General features: G+C 73.8%; 14 protein-coding genes. 6 read left to right on the top strand and 8 right to left on the bottom strand.

Annotation, left to right across the window (positions count from 1 at the left end):
* The first annotated feature begins 139 nt into the window (after window positions 1-139).
* On the top strand, window positions 140-1,327 hold the full coding sequence (locus ACWEJX_RS11120) for an acyl-CoA dehydrogenase family protein (RefSeq protein WP_451607199.1): 1,188 nt from the start codon (window positions 140-142) through the stop codon (window positions 1,325-1,327).
* Between the two features lie 6 nt (window positions 1,328-1,333).
* Here the strand turns inward: ACWEJX_RS11120 and ACWEJX_RS11125 are convergent, their stop codons facing one another.
* Together ACWEJX_RS11125 and yczR are read right to left on the bottom strand one after the other, a co-directional pair.
* Window positions 1,334-1,837 carry an FBP domain-containing protein gene (locus ACWEJX_RS11125; protein ID WP_451607200.1) on the bottom strand — a complete coding sequence of 168 codons (504 nt, stop codon included), beginning with the start codon at window positions 1,835-1,837 and terminating at the stop codon, window positions 1,334-1,336.
* A 99-nt stretch (window positions 1,838-1,936) separates the two neighbouring features.
* Window positions 1,937-3,418 (bottom strand): MocR-like transcription factor YczR, encoded by a 1,482-nt coding sequence (gene yczR, locus ACWEJX_RS11130; RefSeq protein ID WP_451607201.1) that lies wholly within the window; start codon window positions 3,416-3,418, stop codon window positions 1,937-1,939.
* Between the two features lie 373 nt (window positions 3,419-3,791).
* Here yczR and ACWEJX_RS11135 point away from each other — a divergent pair, with 373 nt between their 5' ends.
* On the top strand, window positions 3,792-4,328 hold the full coding sequence (locus ACWEJX_RS11135) for a universal stress protein (protein ID WP_451607202.1): 537 nt from the start codon (window positions 3,792-3,794) through the stop codon (window positions 4,326-4,328).
* On the opposite strand, the gene ACWEJX_RS11140 is transcribed toward ACWEJX_RS11135, so the two are convergent.
* Window positions 4,313-5,776 carry a DUF6777 domain-containing protein gene (locus ACWEJX_RS11140; protein ID WP_451607203.1) on the bottom strand — a complete coding sequence of 488 codons (1,464 nt, stop codon included), beginning with the start codon at window positions 5,774-5,776 and terminating at the stop codon, window positions 4,313-4,315. The two genes, ACWEJX_RS11135 and ACWEJX_RS11140, sit on opposite strands and share 16 nt — an antisense overlap.
* A gap of 85 nt (window positions 5,777-5,861) precedes the next feature.
* Between ACWEJX_RS11140 and ACWEJX_RS11145 the strand changes: the two genes are divergently transcribed.
* Window positions 5,862-7,232 carry a streptophobe family protein gene (locus tag ACWEJX_RS11145; protein ID WP_451607204.1) on the top strand — a complete coding sequence of 457 codons (1,371 nt, stop codon included), beginning with the start codon at window positions 5,862-5,864 and terminating at the stop codon, window positions 7,230-7,232.
* A gap of 186 nt (window positions 7,233-7,418) precedes the next feature.
* On the opposite strand, the gene ACWEJX_RS11150 is transcribed toward ACWEJX_RS11145, so the two are convergent.
* The 3 genes from ACWEJX_RS11150 to ACWEJX_RS11160 form a co-directional block, all read right to left on the bottom strand.
* Window positions 7,419-8,414 carry a serine/threonine-protein kinase gene (locus tag ACWEJX_RS11150; RefSeq protein ID WP_451607205.1) on the bottom strand — a complete coding sequence of 332 codons (996 nt, stop codon included), beginning with the start codon at window positions 8,412-8,414 and terminating at the stop codon, window positions 7,419-7,421.
* 209 nt (window positions 8,415-8,623) lie between these two features.
* Complete coding sequence (locus ACWEJX_RS11155; RefSeq protein ID WP_451607206.1) at window positions 8,624-9,262, bottom strand: hypothetical protein; 639 nt, start codon at window positions 9,260-9,262, stop codon at window positions 8,624-8,626.
* A gap of 45 nt (window positions 9,263-9,307) precedes the next feature.
* Window positions 9,308-11,971 carry an FHA domain-containing protein gene (locus ACWEJX_RS11160; RefSeq protein ID WP_451607207.1) on the bottom strand — a complete coding sequence of 888 codons (2,664 nt, stop codon included), beginning with the start codon at window positions 11,969-11,971 and terminating at the stop codon, window positions 9,308-9,310.
* Window positions 11,972-12,081: 110 nt separating this feature from the next.
* Here ACWEJX_RS11160 and ACWEJX_RS11165 point away from each other — a divergent pair, with 110 nt between their 5' ends.
* Window positions 12,082-12,756 carry a TetR/AcrR family transcriptional regulator gene (locus tag ACWEJX_RS11165; protein WP_451607208.1) on the top strand — a complete coding sequence of 225 codons (675 nt, stop codon included), beginning with the start codon at window positions 12,082-12,084 and terminating at the stop codon, window positions 12,754-12,756.
* Between the two features lie 10 nt (window positions 12,757-12,766).
* Here the strand turns inward: ACWEJX_RS11165 and ACWEJX_RS11170 are convergent, their stop codons facing one another.
* Together ACWEJX_RS11170 and ACWEJX_RS11175 are read right to left on the bottom strand one after the other, a co-directional pair.
* Window positions 12,767-13,573: a class II aldolase/adducin family protein gene (locus ACWEJX_RS11170; protein ID WP_451607209.1), complete on the bottom strand. Its 807-nt coding sequence runs from the start codon at window positions 13,571-13,573 to the stop codon at window positions 12,767-12,769.
* A 210-nt stretch (window positions 13,574-13,783) separates the two neighbouring features.
* Complete coding sequence (locus tag ACWEJX_RS11175) at window positions 13,784-14,599, bottom strand: DUF3626 domain-containing protein (RefSeq protein WP_451607210.1); 816 nt, start codon at window positions 14,597-14,599, stop codon at window positions 13,784-13,786.
* Between the two features lie 180 nt (window positions 14,600-14,779).
* Here ACWEJX_RS11175 and ACWEJX_RS11180 point away from each other — a divergent pair, with 180 nt between their 5' ends.
* Entirely contained in the window at window positions 14,780-15,496 is a 717-nt protein-coding gene (locus ACWEJX_RS11180; protein ID WP_451607211.1) for a ThuA domain-containing protein, read from the top strand.
* Between the two features lie 112 nt (window positions 15,497-15,608).
* Window positions 15,609-17,000 carry an NADP-dependent succinic semialdehyde dehydrogenase gene (locus ACWEJX_RS11185; protein ID WP_451607212.1) on the top strand — a complete coding sequence of 464 codons (1,392 nt, stop codon included), beginning with the start codon at window positions 15,609-15,611 and terminating at the stop codon, window positions 16,998-17,000.
* Window positions 17,001-17,114 lie beyond the last annotated feature (114 nt).

Genomic DNA, 17,114 nt, shown 5'->3' on the forward strand with positions numbered 1-17,114 from the left:
ATCTCGGACAAGGGATCCAAGACATCGGATCCAAGCGGACCGTATGCACTGGAGATCGGATATTCAATACTGGATCCAATATCCAATCTAGGGCTACGCTTCCGCTCGCCGAGTTGCCACAGTCGCCAGGAGGCCGTCCGTGAAGTCGTCGCCGCAGTCGTCGCCCGTCCACCCCCTCGATCTGCTCGCGATCGACGGACTGCTCACCGACGAGGAGCGAGAGATCCGCCGCACCGTGCGGGCCCTCGCCGACCGCGAACTGCGTCCGCACATCGCCGGCTGGTTCGAGTCGGGTGCCATCCCCGCCCGCGAACTCGCCCGCACGCTCGGCGGGCTCGGCGTCCTCGGGATGCACCTGGAGGGCTACGGCTGCGCGGGGACCAACTCCGTGGCCTACGGCCTCGCCTGCATGGAGCTGGAGGCCGTCGACTCCGGACTGCGCTCGCTCGTCTCCGTGCAGGGCTCGCTCGCCATGTACGCGATCTGGAAGTTCGGCTCCGAGGAGCAGAAGCAGCGCTGGCTGCCCGGGATGGCGGCCGGCGAGTACATCGGCTGCTTCGGCCTGACCGAGCCGGACGCCGGCTCCGACCCGGGCGCCATGCGTACCAACGCCAAGCGGGACGGCTCGGACTGGGTCCTCAACGGGACCAAGATGTGGATCACCAACGGTTCCGTCGCCGACGTCGCCGTCGTCTGGGCGCGCACCGAGGAGGGCGTGCGCGGCTTCGTCGTGCCCACCGACACCCCCGGATTCAGCGCGCCCGAGATCAAGCAGAAGCTGTCCCTGCGCGCCAGCGTCACCAGCGAACTGGTCTTCGAGGACGTGCGGCTGCCCGCCGACGCGATGCTCCCCGAGGCCCGTGGGCTGTCCGGCCCGCTCGGCTGCCTCAACGAGGCCCGCTTCGGCATCGTCTTCGGCGCCCTCGGCGCCGCCCGCGACTGCCTGGAGACGGCCATCTCGTACGCGGGCGACCGCACCGTCTTCGCGCGGCCGCTCTCCTCGTACCAGCTCACCCAGCAGAAGCTCGCCGACATGGCCCTGGAGCTCGGCAAGGGCATGCTGCTCGCGCTCCACCTCGGCCGGCTCAAGGACCAGGGCGCGCTCGCCCCCGAGCAGATCAGCGTCGGCAAGCTGAACAACGTCCGCGAGGCCATCGCCATCGCCCGCGAGTGCCGCACGATTCTCGGCGCGAACGGCATCACCCTGGAGTACCCGGTGCTGCGCCACGCCAACAACCTGGAGTCGGTCCTCACCTACGAGGGCACCAGCGAGGTGCACGCCCTGGTCATCGGCAAGGCGCTCACCGGCGAGCAGGCCTTCCGCTGACGGTCGCTAGCCGGCCGTCACCCGGTCCACGAAGGCGTTGAGGTTGCCGTTCATCCGCTCGACCTGCTGCTCCAGCGTCAGCGACTCCTCGTGCCGGCGGCCTCGCAGCTTGGGCTGCCGCAGGCCCCGGACGTAGAGCGGGCAGGCGAGGTCGGCGCAGATGTAGGTGCCGACCGTGTTGCCCTCGCGGCCCCGGGCGCCCGCCAGCGGCGCGGCCAGCAGGGTCACGCCGGAGGAGGCGTGCGAGGTCAGGCAGATCTGGCACATGCTGGACTTCATCGCGCTGGTGCGGCCGACGGCCGGCACCCGCAGCGTGACGCCGACCGGGCCGTCGGGGCGCGGCACGACGAGGTGGGCGCGCAGCGGCGCGCCCGGGTCCACCCAGCCCAGGAAGTCCAGGTCGGGCCAGGGCAGCTCGGCGAAGTCGAGCGGCAGCTTCATCCGGGCCGCGTCACCCTTCGTGCAGTTCACGAAGGACGCGCGGATCTCTTTGTCGGTCAGGGGTTCCACTCGTACGACCGTACACAGGGCCGTTGCCCCGGGCATCCGATTATCGGAGCAGCCGGGGCGACGGCCCGTCGGCGGTGACCGGGGCTCAGTGAGCGGGTCTCAGGCCACCCAGTCCGGCAGGCCAGGGTCTGCGAACCGGGCCGGGGCGCCTTCCAGGGCCGCCGCGAGCCGTTCGGCCGCCGTGTCGTACACCTCGCCCGGCAGCGCGTACGGGATGCGGAGCCGGTGCTCGTGGGTGCCGGGGTCCACCCCGAACCGGGCGCCGCCCTCCACCCGTACGCCGTGCCGCAGCGCCCGCGCCGCCAGTTGCGAGGCGATCGACCGGCCGAGGTCGATCCAGAGGCAGAGGCCGCCGGGCGGCAGCGTCCAGTGCCATTCGGGTACGTGCCGGGCGAGCGCCGTCACCAGGGCGTCACGGCGGCGCCGCAGCTCGGCCGCGCGGGCCGGCAGCAGCGGGTCGATGCGGTCCATCAGGGCGACGGCGACGAGCTGGTCGAGCACCGAACCGGCGAGGTCGTGGGTGATCCGTACCCGGGCCAGTTCGGTCACCACCCGCGCTGATGCCCGCGCCCAGCCCACCCGCAGTCCGCCCCAGCAGCTCTTGCTGAGCGATCCGACGGTGATCAGCTGTTCCCCGGTGCCGGGCCCGGCCGTGGCCGCGAACGGCGCCGGAGCCGGCACGTCCAGGGCCGTCTCGGTGAGCGTCTCGTCCACGATCAGCCAGGTCCCGGTGGCCCGCGCCGCCCGGGCGACCTCCCGCCGCTGTTCCTCCGGCATCAGCCGGCCGGTCGGGTTGTGGAAGTCGGGGATGAGATAGGCGAGCCGGGGCGCGGTCTGCCGCAGCGCCGCGTCGATCAGCCCGCTGTCCCAGCCGGTCTCGGTGACCGGCACGGGGGTGATGCGCAGCCGGTGGCCGCGCATGGCGTCCAGGGCGTTGGGGTACGAGGGGTTCTCGGCCAGCACCCGGTCGCCGGGCCCGCCGAGCAGTGCGAGCGCGAGCGCCAGGGCCTGCTGGGCGCCGGTCGTGACGAGGATCTGCTCCGGCCGGGTGGGCAGCCCGCGCGCGGTGTACCGGTCGGCGATGGCGGCCCGCAGTTCCGGGATCCCGTACGGGTGGTAGCCCTGCGCGGTCGCGAGCCGGGGCAGCTCCTCGGCGGCCTGCGCCAGCGCCTCCGTCAGCAGACCGGCCGGCGCCTCGGGCGCGGCGAGTGCCAGGTCGATGACCGCCCCGGTGTCCCCGTGCAGGGCGGCGGGCCCGGTCGGCGACTCGTTCTCGGGCAGCGCCGTCCAGGTGCCGGCACCCTGCCGGCTGTGTGCGTAGCCGCTTTCGCGGAGCAGGTCGTAGGCGGCGGTCACCGTGGTCCTGCTCACCCCGAGCGCGGTGGCCAGCTCCCGTTCGGCGGGCAGGCGCATCCGCAGCGCGACCCGCCCGTCGAGCAGCGCCTGCCGCACCGCCCGGGCCAGTTCGCGGTAACCGAACCGGCCCTCGGCGGGCGGGGTGAGCAACGCCGCCAGCTGCCGCCCGCTCAGCATGCGGTCCGGCAGGGCGACCACGCTGCGGACCACTCGACCCTCTGCCATGCCAATCACTCCCCATTGGCTGTGCTGTCCAGGCCAATAAGGCTACAGACTCCTGTCAGTGGCCTGGTGGCCCTGGGAAGGAGCATGGGGAGATGTCCGAGTACGTGACCGACCGCGACGAAAGGATGTGGCAGCGCCGCGCCGAGGAGCCGGTCCTGCGGCCGTGGGGGATGGGATCCAAGATGCGGGAGATTGGATCCAAGGCCCGGGATATCGGATCCACGGTGCAACAGGCTGGATCCAGAACATCGGATGTTGGATCCAGCCCCGCGCGATCGCAGGACATTGGATCCCAGGACATTGGATCCAGCACGCGGGATATCGGATGTTGGATCCAATCCCTGCGGCGGGTCCTGCGCCGAGGGGCCCAGGCATGACCAGGATCGTCGTCGGCGTCAGCGGCTCGCTCGCTTCGCTCGCCGCCCTCCGCCACGCCACCGCCCTCGCCCGCCGCGACGGCGCCCCGCTGCTCGCGGTCCTCGCCTGGGAACCGCCCGAGGGAGAGGCGCTCCATGCCCGCAGCCCGGACCTGGCCTGGGCCGAGATGTGGGCCGGCGAGGCCCGGCAGCGGCTCGCGCGGGCCTTCGACGATGGCCTCGGCGGCCTGCCGGAGGACACCGCCGTGGACTGCCGCGTCGTGCGGGACGCCCCCGCCGCGGCGCTGCTCAGGGCGGCCGCACGGCCGGGGGACCTGCTGGTGCTCGGGATGACCCCGCGCCGGGGCCGGTTCGGGCGGCTGCGGCGGCGGCCGGTGCTGCGCGGGGTCATGACGGGGGCCCGGGACCCCGTACTGGTGGTCCCGGGCCCCGAGTTGCGCCGTGGTGAGGCGCGGGTGCTGAGGCGGCACGCCGCCCGTACCGACGTACCGGAGGCGGGGGCGTACGCCCCGCGCGCTCAGATCAGCGGCTGACTGCCCGGCGTACCCGACCGGGACGGCGAAGTCGACGCCGAACCGGAGGACAGCGACGAGGACGACGCCGAACCCGAGGACAGCGACGACGACAGCGACGAGGACGGCGCCGAGGCCGACTGGGACTGCGACTCCGGTGGCGACGACAGCGTCGAGGGCGCGGCCGAGGACGCCGACTGGGACGCCGACTCGGACGCGGGCGCCGAAGTCGACGCCGAGGTCGAGGCCGACGTCGGCGGGCTGCTCGACGAGGCCGGCGGGGAGGACAGCGTGGACGGGCACGGCGAGGGGGTGACGCCGTTCACGGGGGCCGGGGTCTCGTTGCCCGTCACCGTGACGCAGGGCAGCGGGCTGCTCGGCGACGTGGACGGCGACGTCGACGCCGAGGTCGACGGGGACGTGGAGGGCGAGGTGGACGGGGAGGTCGACGGCGGCGGCGGGGGAGTCGTCGGCCGGTCGTGCCGGTGACCCTCGTGACCGCGAGGACGGGCGATGAAGTGGTCCGAGTCCGGGTCGAAGATCACGAAGATGTTGATCACCGTCACGGACGGCTGCACGAAGACCACGTTGTTCGCGCGGAAGCCGGGCCAGGCCGTGCCGACCTGCTTCGGCGACTTCTGCGCCACCGGCGGCGTCAGCGGATTGCCGCAGGCGCACCGCACCCTCGGTACCCCGTGGTCGTCCACCATGACCGCGGTGCCGGCCTGGAGCACCGACTGGAAGGCGAACGCGGAACCGTCGCGGAAGCCGTGGTTGGTCACCCGGGTGTCCACCCGCAGCTGAACCGACGTCAGCGAGCGCAGATAGCCCGGGACATCGCCGGCCGGGATGCCGACCGTCGAGGCGAAGGCCGCGTTCTTGGCGGGCTCGTCGGCGAGGAAGCGGATCTGGCGCTCGACGTCGCAGCTCGCCGCGTGCTGCGTCCCGCCGTAGAGGCCCGGGGCGGAACCCGACACGGGGCGCGTCGCGTTGGCGTCCCCGCCGGTCTGACTGGGCAGCGCCGGCGGCGAGAACGAGGCACCCGTACGGGCCGTGGAGCCGGTGAAGGGATAGGGGCCGCTCGCGGCGGCGTTCTGCGCGAAGATCTCGCTGCCGCTCGAACCGGCCTGGTTCGAGTTGCCGTTGTCACCCCGCTGGGTCAGCACCACGATCAGCGCCACCGCCGCCACCAGCACGGCCGTCAGCGAGGCCACCCTGGGCACCGAGCGCCACCACGGGCCCCCGCCGCCACCGCCTCTCGGCGCGCTCGGGCCCCTACCGCCGCCGGAACCGCCGCCACCGCCCCCGGAGCCGCCGCCGCCGGAACCTCCGCCCGAACCGCCGTGCGGCGGGCCGGAGGACGGCGGGGGTGTGGTCTGGCCAGGGCGTGTACCGGGGCCCGACAGCGGGCCCGAAGGCGGGCCGGTCGGAGGGACCGAGGGCTGCCCGGAAGGCGGGTGGGAAGTCACGTTGTTTCCCTTTCTTCCGTTCCGCGCCCATTGTGTGCGTCGACCGGGTGCAGCCCGCAAGCGGACCGCACCCGCCCGTATTAGCGTGTGCAGGGTGAGCACGCGGCTCCCCACCTCCCAAGGCCGGTCCGCCCCCGGTGACCTCGGCGAGCACTTCGCCCGCGACCTGGCGGCGGCACTCGGCACCGTCGTCGCCGGCTTCGTCGCGATGGGCGTCACCGCCGCCCTCGGCCTGTGGGCCGCGGGCGCGGCCGACCTGCCGGGCGGCGCCGGCGCGTTCGCGTCCGTCACCGCCGCGGTCGTCGTCATGGCCTCCGGCGGCCAGGTCGGCCTCTCCGGCCAGGCCGGAGACCTCGCCGGCACCCAGGCCGAACTCACCGCCATGCCCCTGACCGTCACCCTGGTGGGCGCACTCGTCGCCGGAACCCTGTTCCTGCGCCCGCTGCGCCACCACGCCGTCGCCCGCGGCCGCGACCTGCTCGCGCTCGCCGTGCCCACCGTCGTGCTCTGGCTGGCCGCGCTCGCCGGCGTCTCCGCCCTCGCCCGCCACGACTTCCCGATCAGCCTCGGCGGCTCCGACCAGGAAGCCACGACGACGGGCGACCTCGCCGACCTGTTCAAGGGCCTCCTCGACGCCACCAACCCCAGCGTCGGCTTCCGCACCGACTACGGCCCCACCCTCTTCTACGGCCTGCTGTGGATCCTCGGCGTCCTGGTCGTCGCCCTCCTCGTCTCCCGCCGCACCCCCCTGCCGGCCCGGTTCGTCCGCCACCACCAGGCCGTCCGCCCCGCCGCCTCCGCGCTGCTGCTCCTGCTGCTCGCTTACGTGTTCGTCGGCCTCGTCATCGGCCTGGTCGTCGCCGCCACGAAGGGGCACGCCGCCCAGACGTTCGCCGTGCTGCTGCTCGGCCTGCCCAACGTCACCTGGCTGGCGCTCGGCATCGGCATCGGCGGCTCCTGGGAGGGCCGGGCCGAGGGCCCGTTCGGCCTGCCCATGCCGCAGATCCTCGACGAGGTGCTGCGCGGCGGGAACGGCGGCAAGGACCTGTCGACCGTCGACCTGGCCACCCTCGCGTCCTACGACGCCCGCGCCTGGTGGCTGCTGCCGGTCGCCGCCGTGCTCGTGCTCGGCGCCGCGTTCGTCATGGCCGCCCGCTCGCCCGCCCGCGTCCCACCCTGGCGGCACGGACTCCACCTGGGCATCGGCTTCGCCGTCGCGATGCTGGTCGTCACCCCGCTGACCCTCGTCGAGGCCCACTTCGGCCTGTCGGTCATCGGCATCGGCGACCTCGACGCGCTCGGCGGCACGGTCCTGCTCCGCCCCAACGTCTGGACCACCGTCGGACTCGCCCTGCTCTGGGGCCTGGTCGCCGGTTTCCTCGGCGGGCTCCTGGCCAAGCCCGTCCACCGCCGCGGCGAGGTCGAGGCCTCTCCGCCGCCGCAGAAGCAGGCGTAAAGCCCCACAACCCTTGCAGTTCCCGGACCACCGGCCCTTACAGTTCCCGGGCCACCGGCCCCTGCACATTCCAGACCACCGGCCCACGCAGTTCCCGGGCCACCGGCCCACGCAGTTGCCGGGCCACCGGCCCACGCAGTTCCCGGGCCACCGGCCCCCGCAGCCTCCGGACCACTGGCAAAGCCCTTACAGCTCCCGGAACACCGGGCGCGCCCAGGTCGGCGGCTCCGGCGGCGGGCCCTGCGGCCACTTCCCGCTGTCGGCGGGGGCCGTCCCGACCACGGCCGTCGACTTCGACCGCAGGCCCCGCTCCAGGGCCGCCCGCAGCTCCGCGACGAACTCCAGACATGTCCCGTAACGCTCCTCCGGAGCCTTCGCCAGCGCCTTCGCCAGGACCGCGTCGGCCGCGTCCGGCAGACCCGGCCGTTCCTCCGACAGCCGAGGCGGCGGGTCGTACTGATGCGCCCACAAAAGTGCCATGTCGTCGTCCCGGCGGAACGGCGGCACGCCCGTCAGCGTCTCGAAGACCACGCAGGCGAGGCTGTACACGTCGCAGCGGCCGTCCACCGGCTTGCCCGAGATCTGCTCGGGCGCCACGTAGTCGAGCGTCCCGACGAACTGTCCCACCGTCGTGAACCCGGTCAGGGAAAGGGACTTCTTCGTCAGGCCGAAGTCGGTCAGATAGACGTGCTCCGGATGGTCCCGGTCGGTGCCCTCGGCCACCAGGATGTTGCCGGGCTTCACGTCGCGGTGCACCAGGTCGTGCGCGTGTGCCGCGTCCAGCGCCGAGGCCACCTGCACCGCGATCCGTCCCGCCGTCACCGGCTCCAGGCGCCCCTCGCGGTCGAGGAGCGCCCGCAGGTCCTGCCCCGGCACGTACCGCATCGCGATGTACAGGACGCCCTCCGTCTCGCCCGCCTCGAAGACCGGCACGATGTGCGGGTGGTCGATGGCCGCCGCCACCCGGGACTCGTGCGTGAAGCGCTTGCGGAAGGTGTCGTTGCGGGCCAGCTCCGGTGCCAGCAGCTTCAGCGCCACCGTGCGGTCCAGGTTCAGGTCGTGCGCCCGGTAGACGACGGCCATGCCGCCGCGCCCGATCTCGGCCTCGACGACGTAGCCGGCGACCCGCTTCCCGATGAGCCCCGACTCGCGCCCGGCCGGCAGCGCGCCGTCGGCGTCCATGCCACGACCGTCGCCACGGCCGGCATCACGACCGGCGCCACGGCCGGCGCCCCGCTCGGTACCGCGGTTCGCGCCCCGGCCGGCATCACGGCCGGCGCCCCGGTCGCCGGCGTGGTTGGCGCCACCGTCGGCATCACGGCCGACGACGCCACGACCGGTGCCGCCGCCGATGCCGCCCACGGCGCCCGTTCCGCGGCCCGGCGCCCGGGTCATCCGGCCTCACCCGGCCCGGCCGCCGGCTGCTCCCGCACCACCTGGGTGGCCCCGGGGCCGTCGGCGTCGAGCTGCGGCACCACCTGCGTCGGTTCGTGCGTCGCCTCGGCGGGCGGCGTCGCCGCCGACGGCGCCGACGAGGCCGCGTACGTGCTCAGCCCCCGGCCGTCGCAGAACACCCAGCGCTCGTGCTCCGCGTCGTACAGCCACACCGCCTCCCCGTCGACCACCATCCCCACCCGAAGCCCCCGGGTCCGCTGCCGGAACGTCTCGCCGTCCGCCCGCCCCGCAGCCAGCTCCTCCGCCGCCCGCCGGTAACGGCCCAGCGCGTCCTCGGCCCGCGCGATCAGCGGGCGCGGATCGGCGGTCCGGGCGAGCGCACGGCCGGCGGCGGGCGGATCGGTGGGCACGGAGACGAGGAGCCGCGCGTCGACCCAAGCCGACCAGCCGTTGGAGCACAGCACCTGGCCCCAGTCGCCGACCCGGTCGAGCAGCCGCACCGGCAGGAACGCGTCGAGCGGCGCCGTGGGCAGCGCGGGATCGGGCGCCTCCCAGGCGGGCAGCCCGTCGCGCGGCACCACATGAGTGGGCCGGAAGTCCGGCACGTACTCCGACACGCCATCCACAGCGACCACGGCCACCTACCTCCGCTGTTCCGCTTACGAGCGAACTTCCTCCGGCTACTTCCGCATCACGACCGGCTCGTGCCGGCGCAGCAGCCGGGCCACCACGAGACCGAGGACCAGGCACAGCGCCACCAGCATCCCCATGTCGAACAGCCAGGCGCCGACCGTGTGGTGCATCAGCGGATCGGCCGTCTTGTCGTCCGGCACGATCGCGCCGATGTCGATCGTCGCGCCCATCGCCGCGAACGCCCACCGCGACGGCACCAGCCACGCCAGCTGCTCCAGGACCGGCGTGCCGCGCACGTTCAGCAGCGCACCGCAGAACACCACCTGGACGATCGCGAGGAGGACGAGCAACGGCATCGTCACCTCCTCCTTGCGCACCAGCGCCGACACGAACAGGCCCAGCATCATCGCCGTGAACGCGAGCAGCGCGACGGCCAGTGTCAGTTCGAGCAGCGGCGGCATCAGCACGCCCTTGCCGTCGGGCGCCCCGAGTGGCACGCCGATCAGCGCCACGAGCGTGAGCACCACCGCCTGTACGACGGTGACGGCGCCGAGGACGACCACCTTCGACATCAGGTACGCGGAGCGGGACAGGCCCACGGCTCTCTCGCGGCGGTAGATGCTGCGCTCCTTGACCAGCTCGCGCACCGCGTTCGCCGCGCCCGTCAGCACGGCGCCGACGCAGAGGATCAGCAGCACGTTCAACGTTGTCTCGGCGTCCAGCCGTCCCCCGGACAGAGCGCGGGCCATCGCGCCCATGATGAACGGCAGCGCCACCATGATCGCCAGGAAGGTCCGGTCGGCGGACAGGGCCGCCGCGTACCGCCGTACGAGGGTACGGAGCTGGGAACCCCAGCTCTGCGCCTTCGGCGGCGGAGGCGGCGCGGCCCCCGCCGGCAGCGGTGCGCCCGGCAGCGGTGCGCCCGGCAGTGCCGCGCCCGCCCCGGGTCGTGCGGACGGCGGCCGTACGGTGGCCTCCTCGATGTAGCGACGGTGGAAGCGCGAGGCCCGGTACTGGGCCGCCCAGTCCCGCTCCCGGTCGTTCTCGAACGCCTCGAAGGCCTCCGGCCACTGCGGGAAGCCGAAGAAGTCCAGGCTCTCGCCGGGCGGACCGTAGTAGGCCACCCGGCCGCCGGGCGCGAGGACGAGCAGCCGGTCGCACACGTCCAGGCTGAGCACGCTGTGCGTGACGACGACGACCGTCCGCCCGTCGTCGGCGAGCCCGCGCAGCATGTGCATGACCGAGCGGTCCATGCCCGGGTCGAGCCCGGACGTCGGCTCGTCGAGGAAGAGCAGCGAGGGCTTCGTCAGCAGCTCCAGGGCCACGCTGACCCGCTTGCGCTGACCGCCGGACAGGCTGTGGATCGGCTGCCCGGCCCGCTCCTCCAGGCCCAGCTCCGAGATCACCTCGTCGACCCGGGCGCGCCGCTCGGCGGCCGCGGTGTCCTCGGGGAAGCGCAGCTCGGCGGCGTAACCGAGGGCCCGGCGCACGGTCAGCTGGAGGTGCAGGATGTCGTCCTGCGGGACCAGGCCGATGCGTTGGCGCAGCTCCGCGTAGTCGCGGTAGAGGTCGCGGCCGTCGTAGAGCACGGTGCCCCGGTCGGCCGGCCGCTGCCCGGTCAGCGCGCCGAGCAGGGTCGACTTGCCCGCGCCGGACGGGCCGACGACCGCGAGCAGGCACTTCTCCCCGACCGGGAACGACACGCCGTCGAGCAGCGTCTTGCGGCCGTGGTCGACGGTGACGGCCAGTTCCTGCACGTCGAGCGAGATCTCGCCGGTGTCGGTGAACTCGACGAGATTCCCGCCGATGAGGCAGAACGCGTGGTGACCGATGCCGATGATGTCCTCGGCCGTCACCCGCGCCTCGGTGACCGGGCGGCCGTTGAGGAAGGTGCCGTTGTGGCTGCCGACGTCGTGGATCCAGTACGTGCCGTCCGGCGCAGCCCGCAGCTCCGCGTGCCGCCGGGAGACGGTCAGGTCGTCGACCACCAGGTCACTGTCGGCGGCGCGGCCGATGCGGACGGTGTGCGCGGGCAGCGGACGGACGGAGGTCGGCTGCCGGAAGGTGCCGGTCAGGGCGGGATACGAGACGGAGGAGGGGCGCGGTGGCGGCTGCGCGGATGCGGCCGGTACGGGCTCGGCCGCGGCGGGTCCGGGTGGTCCGGGCTCGGGCACGACGGGTACGGGCTCGGGCGGTACGGGTCCGGGCGGTCCGGGCTCGGGCGGTACGGGTCCGGGGCGCGCGGGCTGTTCCCGTACGGGTTCCGGGGCCGGCGGCTCGTGTCGTACGGGCTCGGGGGCCGGTGGTTGTCCGCGTGCGGGTTCCGGGGCCGGCGGCTCGTGTCGTACGGGCTCGGGGGGCGGTGGCTGTTCGCGTACGGGTTCCGGGGGCGCGGCCGCGAGGAGTACCGCCATCGGCCCCTCCGAGGGGTGGCCGAAGCGGATGACCGTGCCGGGGCCGACCATGCTGAGGCCCACCCGGTGGTCGTCGGCGTAGGTGCCGTTGGTGCTGCCGACGTCCTCGAGCGTCCAGTGGTCGTCGACCGCGCGCAGCACCGCGTGGTGCCAGGACGCCCGGGCGTCGGCCAGCACGAAGTCGCTGGTGGGGTCGCGTCCGATGCGATAGACGCGACCCGGGTTCATCACGGTCGCGTCCCCGTCGATCTCGAGGACCAGTTCGGGTGCGGCGGGCGCGACGGGCCGCTCTCCCATGCGTGAATCCTATCGTCGGCGGCCGGACCGCGCCCGGCCGGGCCGCCGGTATCGTGGGCGGCCGACCGACCCCCGGCCGCCCGGGCGGGGGCCCGAAGGAGGAGCCACCCGTGCCGAAAGGTGTCACCAAGCGCCGTCCCCGCACCCGCGCGGCCCTGTTGCGGGCGGCCCTGGAGACCTTCGCCGAGCACGGCTTCCACGCGGTGTCGATCGAGCAGATCTGCGAGCGCGCCGGGTTCACGCGGGGCGCGTACTACTCGAACTTCGCCAGCAAGGAAGAGCTCTTCCTGGCCCTCTTCGACGAGCACGGCGAACGGATCGTGCACCGGCTCGCCGAGTCCATCGACGCGCTCGCGCCGGAGGAGTACACCCTGGAGCGGCTCGCCGAACTCGCCGCGCGGGTCGAGCCGGACGAGCGCGACTGGTACCTGGTCAGCATGGAGTTCACCCTGCACGCCATCCGCGACGCCGAGGCGGCCCGGGCGCTCGCCCGCCACGAGGCCCGGCTGCGCGCCGAACTCGCCCGCGGCCTGGAGCTGGTCCTCGGCCGCGCCGGCCGCGAACTCACCGTGGACGCCGACCGCTTCGCCCGCCTGATCGTGGCCCTGCGCGAGGGCGGCCTCGCCCAGAGCTACGTCGAACCGGGCGAGCTGCCGCCGGGCAGCCTCGAACGCGACTTCCTGGCCCCGCTGTTGGAGGCGGCCACCCGCCCGGTGCTGTCGGCTCCGCCGACTCCGACGGCTCCGACGCCTCCACCGACTCCGACGCCTTCGCCGACCTCGTAAGCCCTGGGCGTCAGTCGAAGAGGTCCGGGTCCGAGGCCGTGATCTGGTCCCACAGCGGACGGGCCTGGAACCATCCCGCCACTGGCGTGCCGATCTGACCGCGGGTGAGCAGCGCCGTCTCGCGGTCGATGAGCTGCGGGGTGCCCGCGGCCATCGCCAACAGCTGGGCCTGGCAGGAGCGTTCCATCGTGACGAACCACCAGACCGCCTCGGCGACCGACTGGCCGACCGTGAGCAGACCGTGGTTCTTGAGGATCACGGCCTTGTACGCGCCGAGCGCCTTGGCGACGCGCTCGCCCTCCTCCAGCTCGTTGACGACGCCGCGGTAGTCGTCGTAGATCCCGTGGTCCTCGAAGAACGCGCAGGCGTCCTGGGTGATCGGGTCGAGCGGCACGCCCAGGCTGGAGAACGCCTTGCCGTGCAGGGAGTGCGAGTGCGCGGCGGCGATCGCGTCCGGCCGGGCGGCGTGGACCTTGGAGTGGATGACGAAGGCGGCCCGGTTGACCGGGCGCCGGCCGTCGAGCACCCGCCCGTCGTGGTCGACGCGGATCAGGTCGGACGCCTTGATCTGGTTGAAACTCATGCCGAACGGGTTGACCCAGAAGGTGTCCGGAGCCTCCGGGTCGCGCACCGTGATGTGTCCGGCGACGCCCTCGGAGAAGCCGAACCGACCGAAGATCCGGAAGCCGGCGGCCAGTTGCTCCTTGCGGTACTGACGCTCCTCCTCGACCGAGTCGAAGCGCGGCGGCAGCGGCAGCGTGACGCCCTCCGGCAGGGGGCCGACGGCGGCGGCGAGGGCGGGCGGCAGGGTGCTCATGAGGACCTCCGGCGGCAGCGGGTGTGCGGGCGCGCCAAAAGATACAGAGGTGTATCCGATACGACAATGACCTCACCGCTCAAGCGGAGGGGGCCGTGGCGAGGGCGTCCCCGTCTGCCGTCTGCCGTCTGCCGTCTGCCGTCTGCCGTCTGCCGTCTGCCCGTCTGCCCGTCCCCCCCGGCGGCGGCCCCGCCCCCCGGACTCGGCCTCCTACGCGTCGGGCGCCCCGAACCGGGCGAGCAGGTGCCACACCCGCTTCACGTCCTGCCGGTCGTACCGCCCCGACTCCGCAGCCTCCTGCACGATCCGCGCGTCCAGCCACCCGTCCACGGCCACGGCCTCACCCAGCTCCACGAACGCGGCGCCGCGGTACTCCGGATGCCGCCGCAGCTCCGTCACCGACAGCCGGAAGCCGCCGTGCCACTCGACCGGGCAGGGCAGCGCCCGGGCCGCCGCCTCCACTTCCGTACCCCGGAACGACGGGTCCAGGACCAGCGCCTCCACGTCCCGCGCGAGCTCGACGGGCCCGTGCACCTGCGCCTCCACGTAGTCGTCGAGCGCGTCCTGGCCGTCTGCGAGCGCGAGCGCGATCAGCGGCGCCGTCCGCTCCACGACACCGAAGTCCGTCGGCTCCAGGACGCTGTCCGGATAGCAGAAGGTGGTCCGGGACAGCGTGGCGGCGCCGAGCCGCAGATGCGCGGAGCCGAACCGCGGCGCGGCGCCGAAGGGGCGGCGCCGGTGGTCGAGCGCGCCGTACACCGGCCGCTCGTGCCCCGGGGCGTCGTCGTATGCGCCCCCGAACATCCGGCTCTCCCAGTGCCAGCGGTCACCGCCGGGGTGTGCGGTGAGCCCGCCGTTGCTGGTGCCGGTGACGAACTGTGAGCGGTAGACGCCGTCCTCGGCGAGGCGGGAGAGGAAGGTGGGGTGGAAGTTGAGCGTCACGCGCAGGGCGGGGTCGAGCGGGCCGCCGGTGGCACGGGCGGAGACATGGGCGAGGGCGCGGCGCGGCCGTGGAAGCAGATCCATCGGCGCAGTCTGCCGCACGGCCGGGGCTTGCGGCGCGGCGTTTTCGCTGGCTACGGTCGGGGCGGACGGGGTGAAAGCGCTTACTGGCAAAGCCCTTACTGGCGCGGCGTTCGCCGTACGGCGTTCACCGCTACGGCGCTGCCGACACCGCGCTCATCGACAGGCAGGGGAGAGCACAGCGTGCCCAGCAGCAATGCCCGCGACACCCGCGACACCCGCAACACCCGTGACGCCGTGGACGTCCTCGTCTACACCCGCACCGCCGGCTACCGCCACGACTCCATCCCCGCCGGCGCCGCCGCCCTCGACGAACTCGCCCGCGCCACCGGCCTCACCGCCCAGGCCACCGAGGACCCCGCCGCCTTCACGCCCGACCGGCTGGCCCGCTGCGCCGCAGTCGTCCTGCTCTCCACCACCGGCACGGTGCTCACCGACGCGGGCCGGGCGGCGTTCGAGGCGTACGTACGGGGTGGGGGCGGTGTCCTCGCCGTGCACGCGGCGGCTAACGCCGAACCCGACTGGCCCTTCTACGGCGAGCTGCTCGGCACCCGCTTCGACGGCCACCCCGAGCTCCAGCCCGGCACCGTCCGCGTGGACGATCACGGCCACCCGGCGACGGCCGCGCTGCCGGCGCGCTGGGAGTGGACCGACGAGTGGTACGACTTCACCGCCGATCCGCGGTCCACCGGCGTGCACGTCCTCGCCCGCGCCGACGAGACCAGCTACCGCGGCGGCACCATGGGCGCCGACCACCCCCTGGTCTGGTGCCGGGAGGCCGTGCCCGGCCGGGGCCGGGTGCTGTTCACCGCGCTCGGCCACACCTCCGAGTCGTACGCCGATCCCGCGTTCCGCGCCCACCTCGGCGGTGCCCTGCGCTGGGTGGCCCGCCGCGCGTGAGTGGACGCCGGTCACCCCGCCGTCCCGCCCCGATTGCGGCCGGGCCCGGTCCGCGAGACGTTGACCGTGGGGGAGATCGCGCGCGAGGGGCTCCAGGCCACGAGGAGACGACATGGGCATCGCCACCGTGAATCCGGCGACCGGCGAGACACTGCGCACCTACGAGGCCCACGGGCCCGCGGAGGTCGAGCGGCGGATCGGCGCCGCCCACGAGGCGTACCGCCAGTACCGCACCACCTCCTTCGCCGAGCGCGCCCGGCTGATGCGCGCCGCCGCGGCGCTGCTCGACGAGGACGCCGAGGACATCGCCCGCACCATGACCACCGAGATGGGCAAGCCGATCGTCGCGGCCCGCGCCGAGGCGGCCAAGTGCGCCAAGGCCATGCGCTGGTACGCGCAGAACGCGGAGGCGCTGCTGGCCGACGAGCAGCCGGCCGAGCGCGACGTCCAGGACTCGGGCGCCGACCTGGCGCGGGTGCACTACCGGCCGCTCGGCCCGATCCTCGCCGTCATGCCGTGGAACTTCCCGCTCTGGCAGGTGATCCGGTTCGCCGCGCCCGCACTGATGGCCGGCAACACCGGCCTCCTCAAGCACGCCTCCAACGTGCCGCGGACCGCCCTCTACCTCGGCGACCTCTTCCGTCGCGCCGGCTTCCCCGAGGGCTGCTTCCAGACCCTGCTGATCGGCTCCGGCGCCGTCGAGGACGTGCTGCGCGACCCCCGCGTCGCGGCCGCCACCCTCACCGGCAGCGAACCGGCCGGCCGCTCCGTCGCCGCCATCGCGGGGGACGAGGTGAAGAAGACGGTCCTGGAGCTCGGCGGCAGCGACCCGTACATCGTGATGCCCTCGGCCGACCTGCCCCGGGCCGTCAAGACCGCCGTCACCGCCCGTGTGCAGAACAACGGCCAGTCCTGCATCGCCGCCAAGCGGTTCATCATCCACGAGGCCGTGTACGACGACTTCGCCGAGCGTTTCACCGCCGCCATGAACGCCCTCACCGTCGGCGACCCGCTCGACGAGGACACCGACGTCGGCCCGCTCGCCACCGAACAGGGCCGCGTCGACCTGGAGGCCCTGGTGGACGACGCCGTCTCCGTGGGCGCGACCGTGCTGTGCGGCGGCGGCCGCCCGGACGGATTCCCGCGCGGCTGGTTCTACCAGCCGACCGTTCTCGCCGGCATCACCCCGGCCATGCGCATCCACCGCGAGGAGGCCTTCGGCCCGGTCGCCACCCTGTATCCGGTCGCCGACATCGAGGAGGCCGTCGCCGTCGCCAACGACTCGCCCTTCGGACTCAGTTCGAACGTCTGGACCCGCAACGACGAGGACATCACCTTCTTCGTCCGGGACCTGGAGGCGGGCGGCGTCTTCGTCAACGGCATGACCGCCTCCCACCCCGCGCTGCCGTTCGGCGGCGTGAAACGCTCGGGATACGGGCGCGAGCTGTCCGGGCACGGCATCCGCGAGTTCTGCAACGCGACCACGGTCTGGCAGCGGGCCTGAGCCGTCGCCCCCGACCGCTGAATTCGGTTGCGGCGGGAGCGGCAGGCCCGATGAGCTGGCCCCATGGACAGGGCCATGGACGAGGCCGGGGTCAGGACCGGGACCGGGACCGGC

The sequence above is a fragment of the Streptomyces sp. NPDC004788 genome (genome assembly GCF_053601115.1).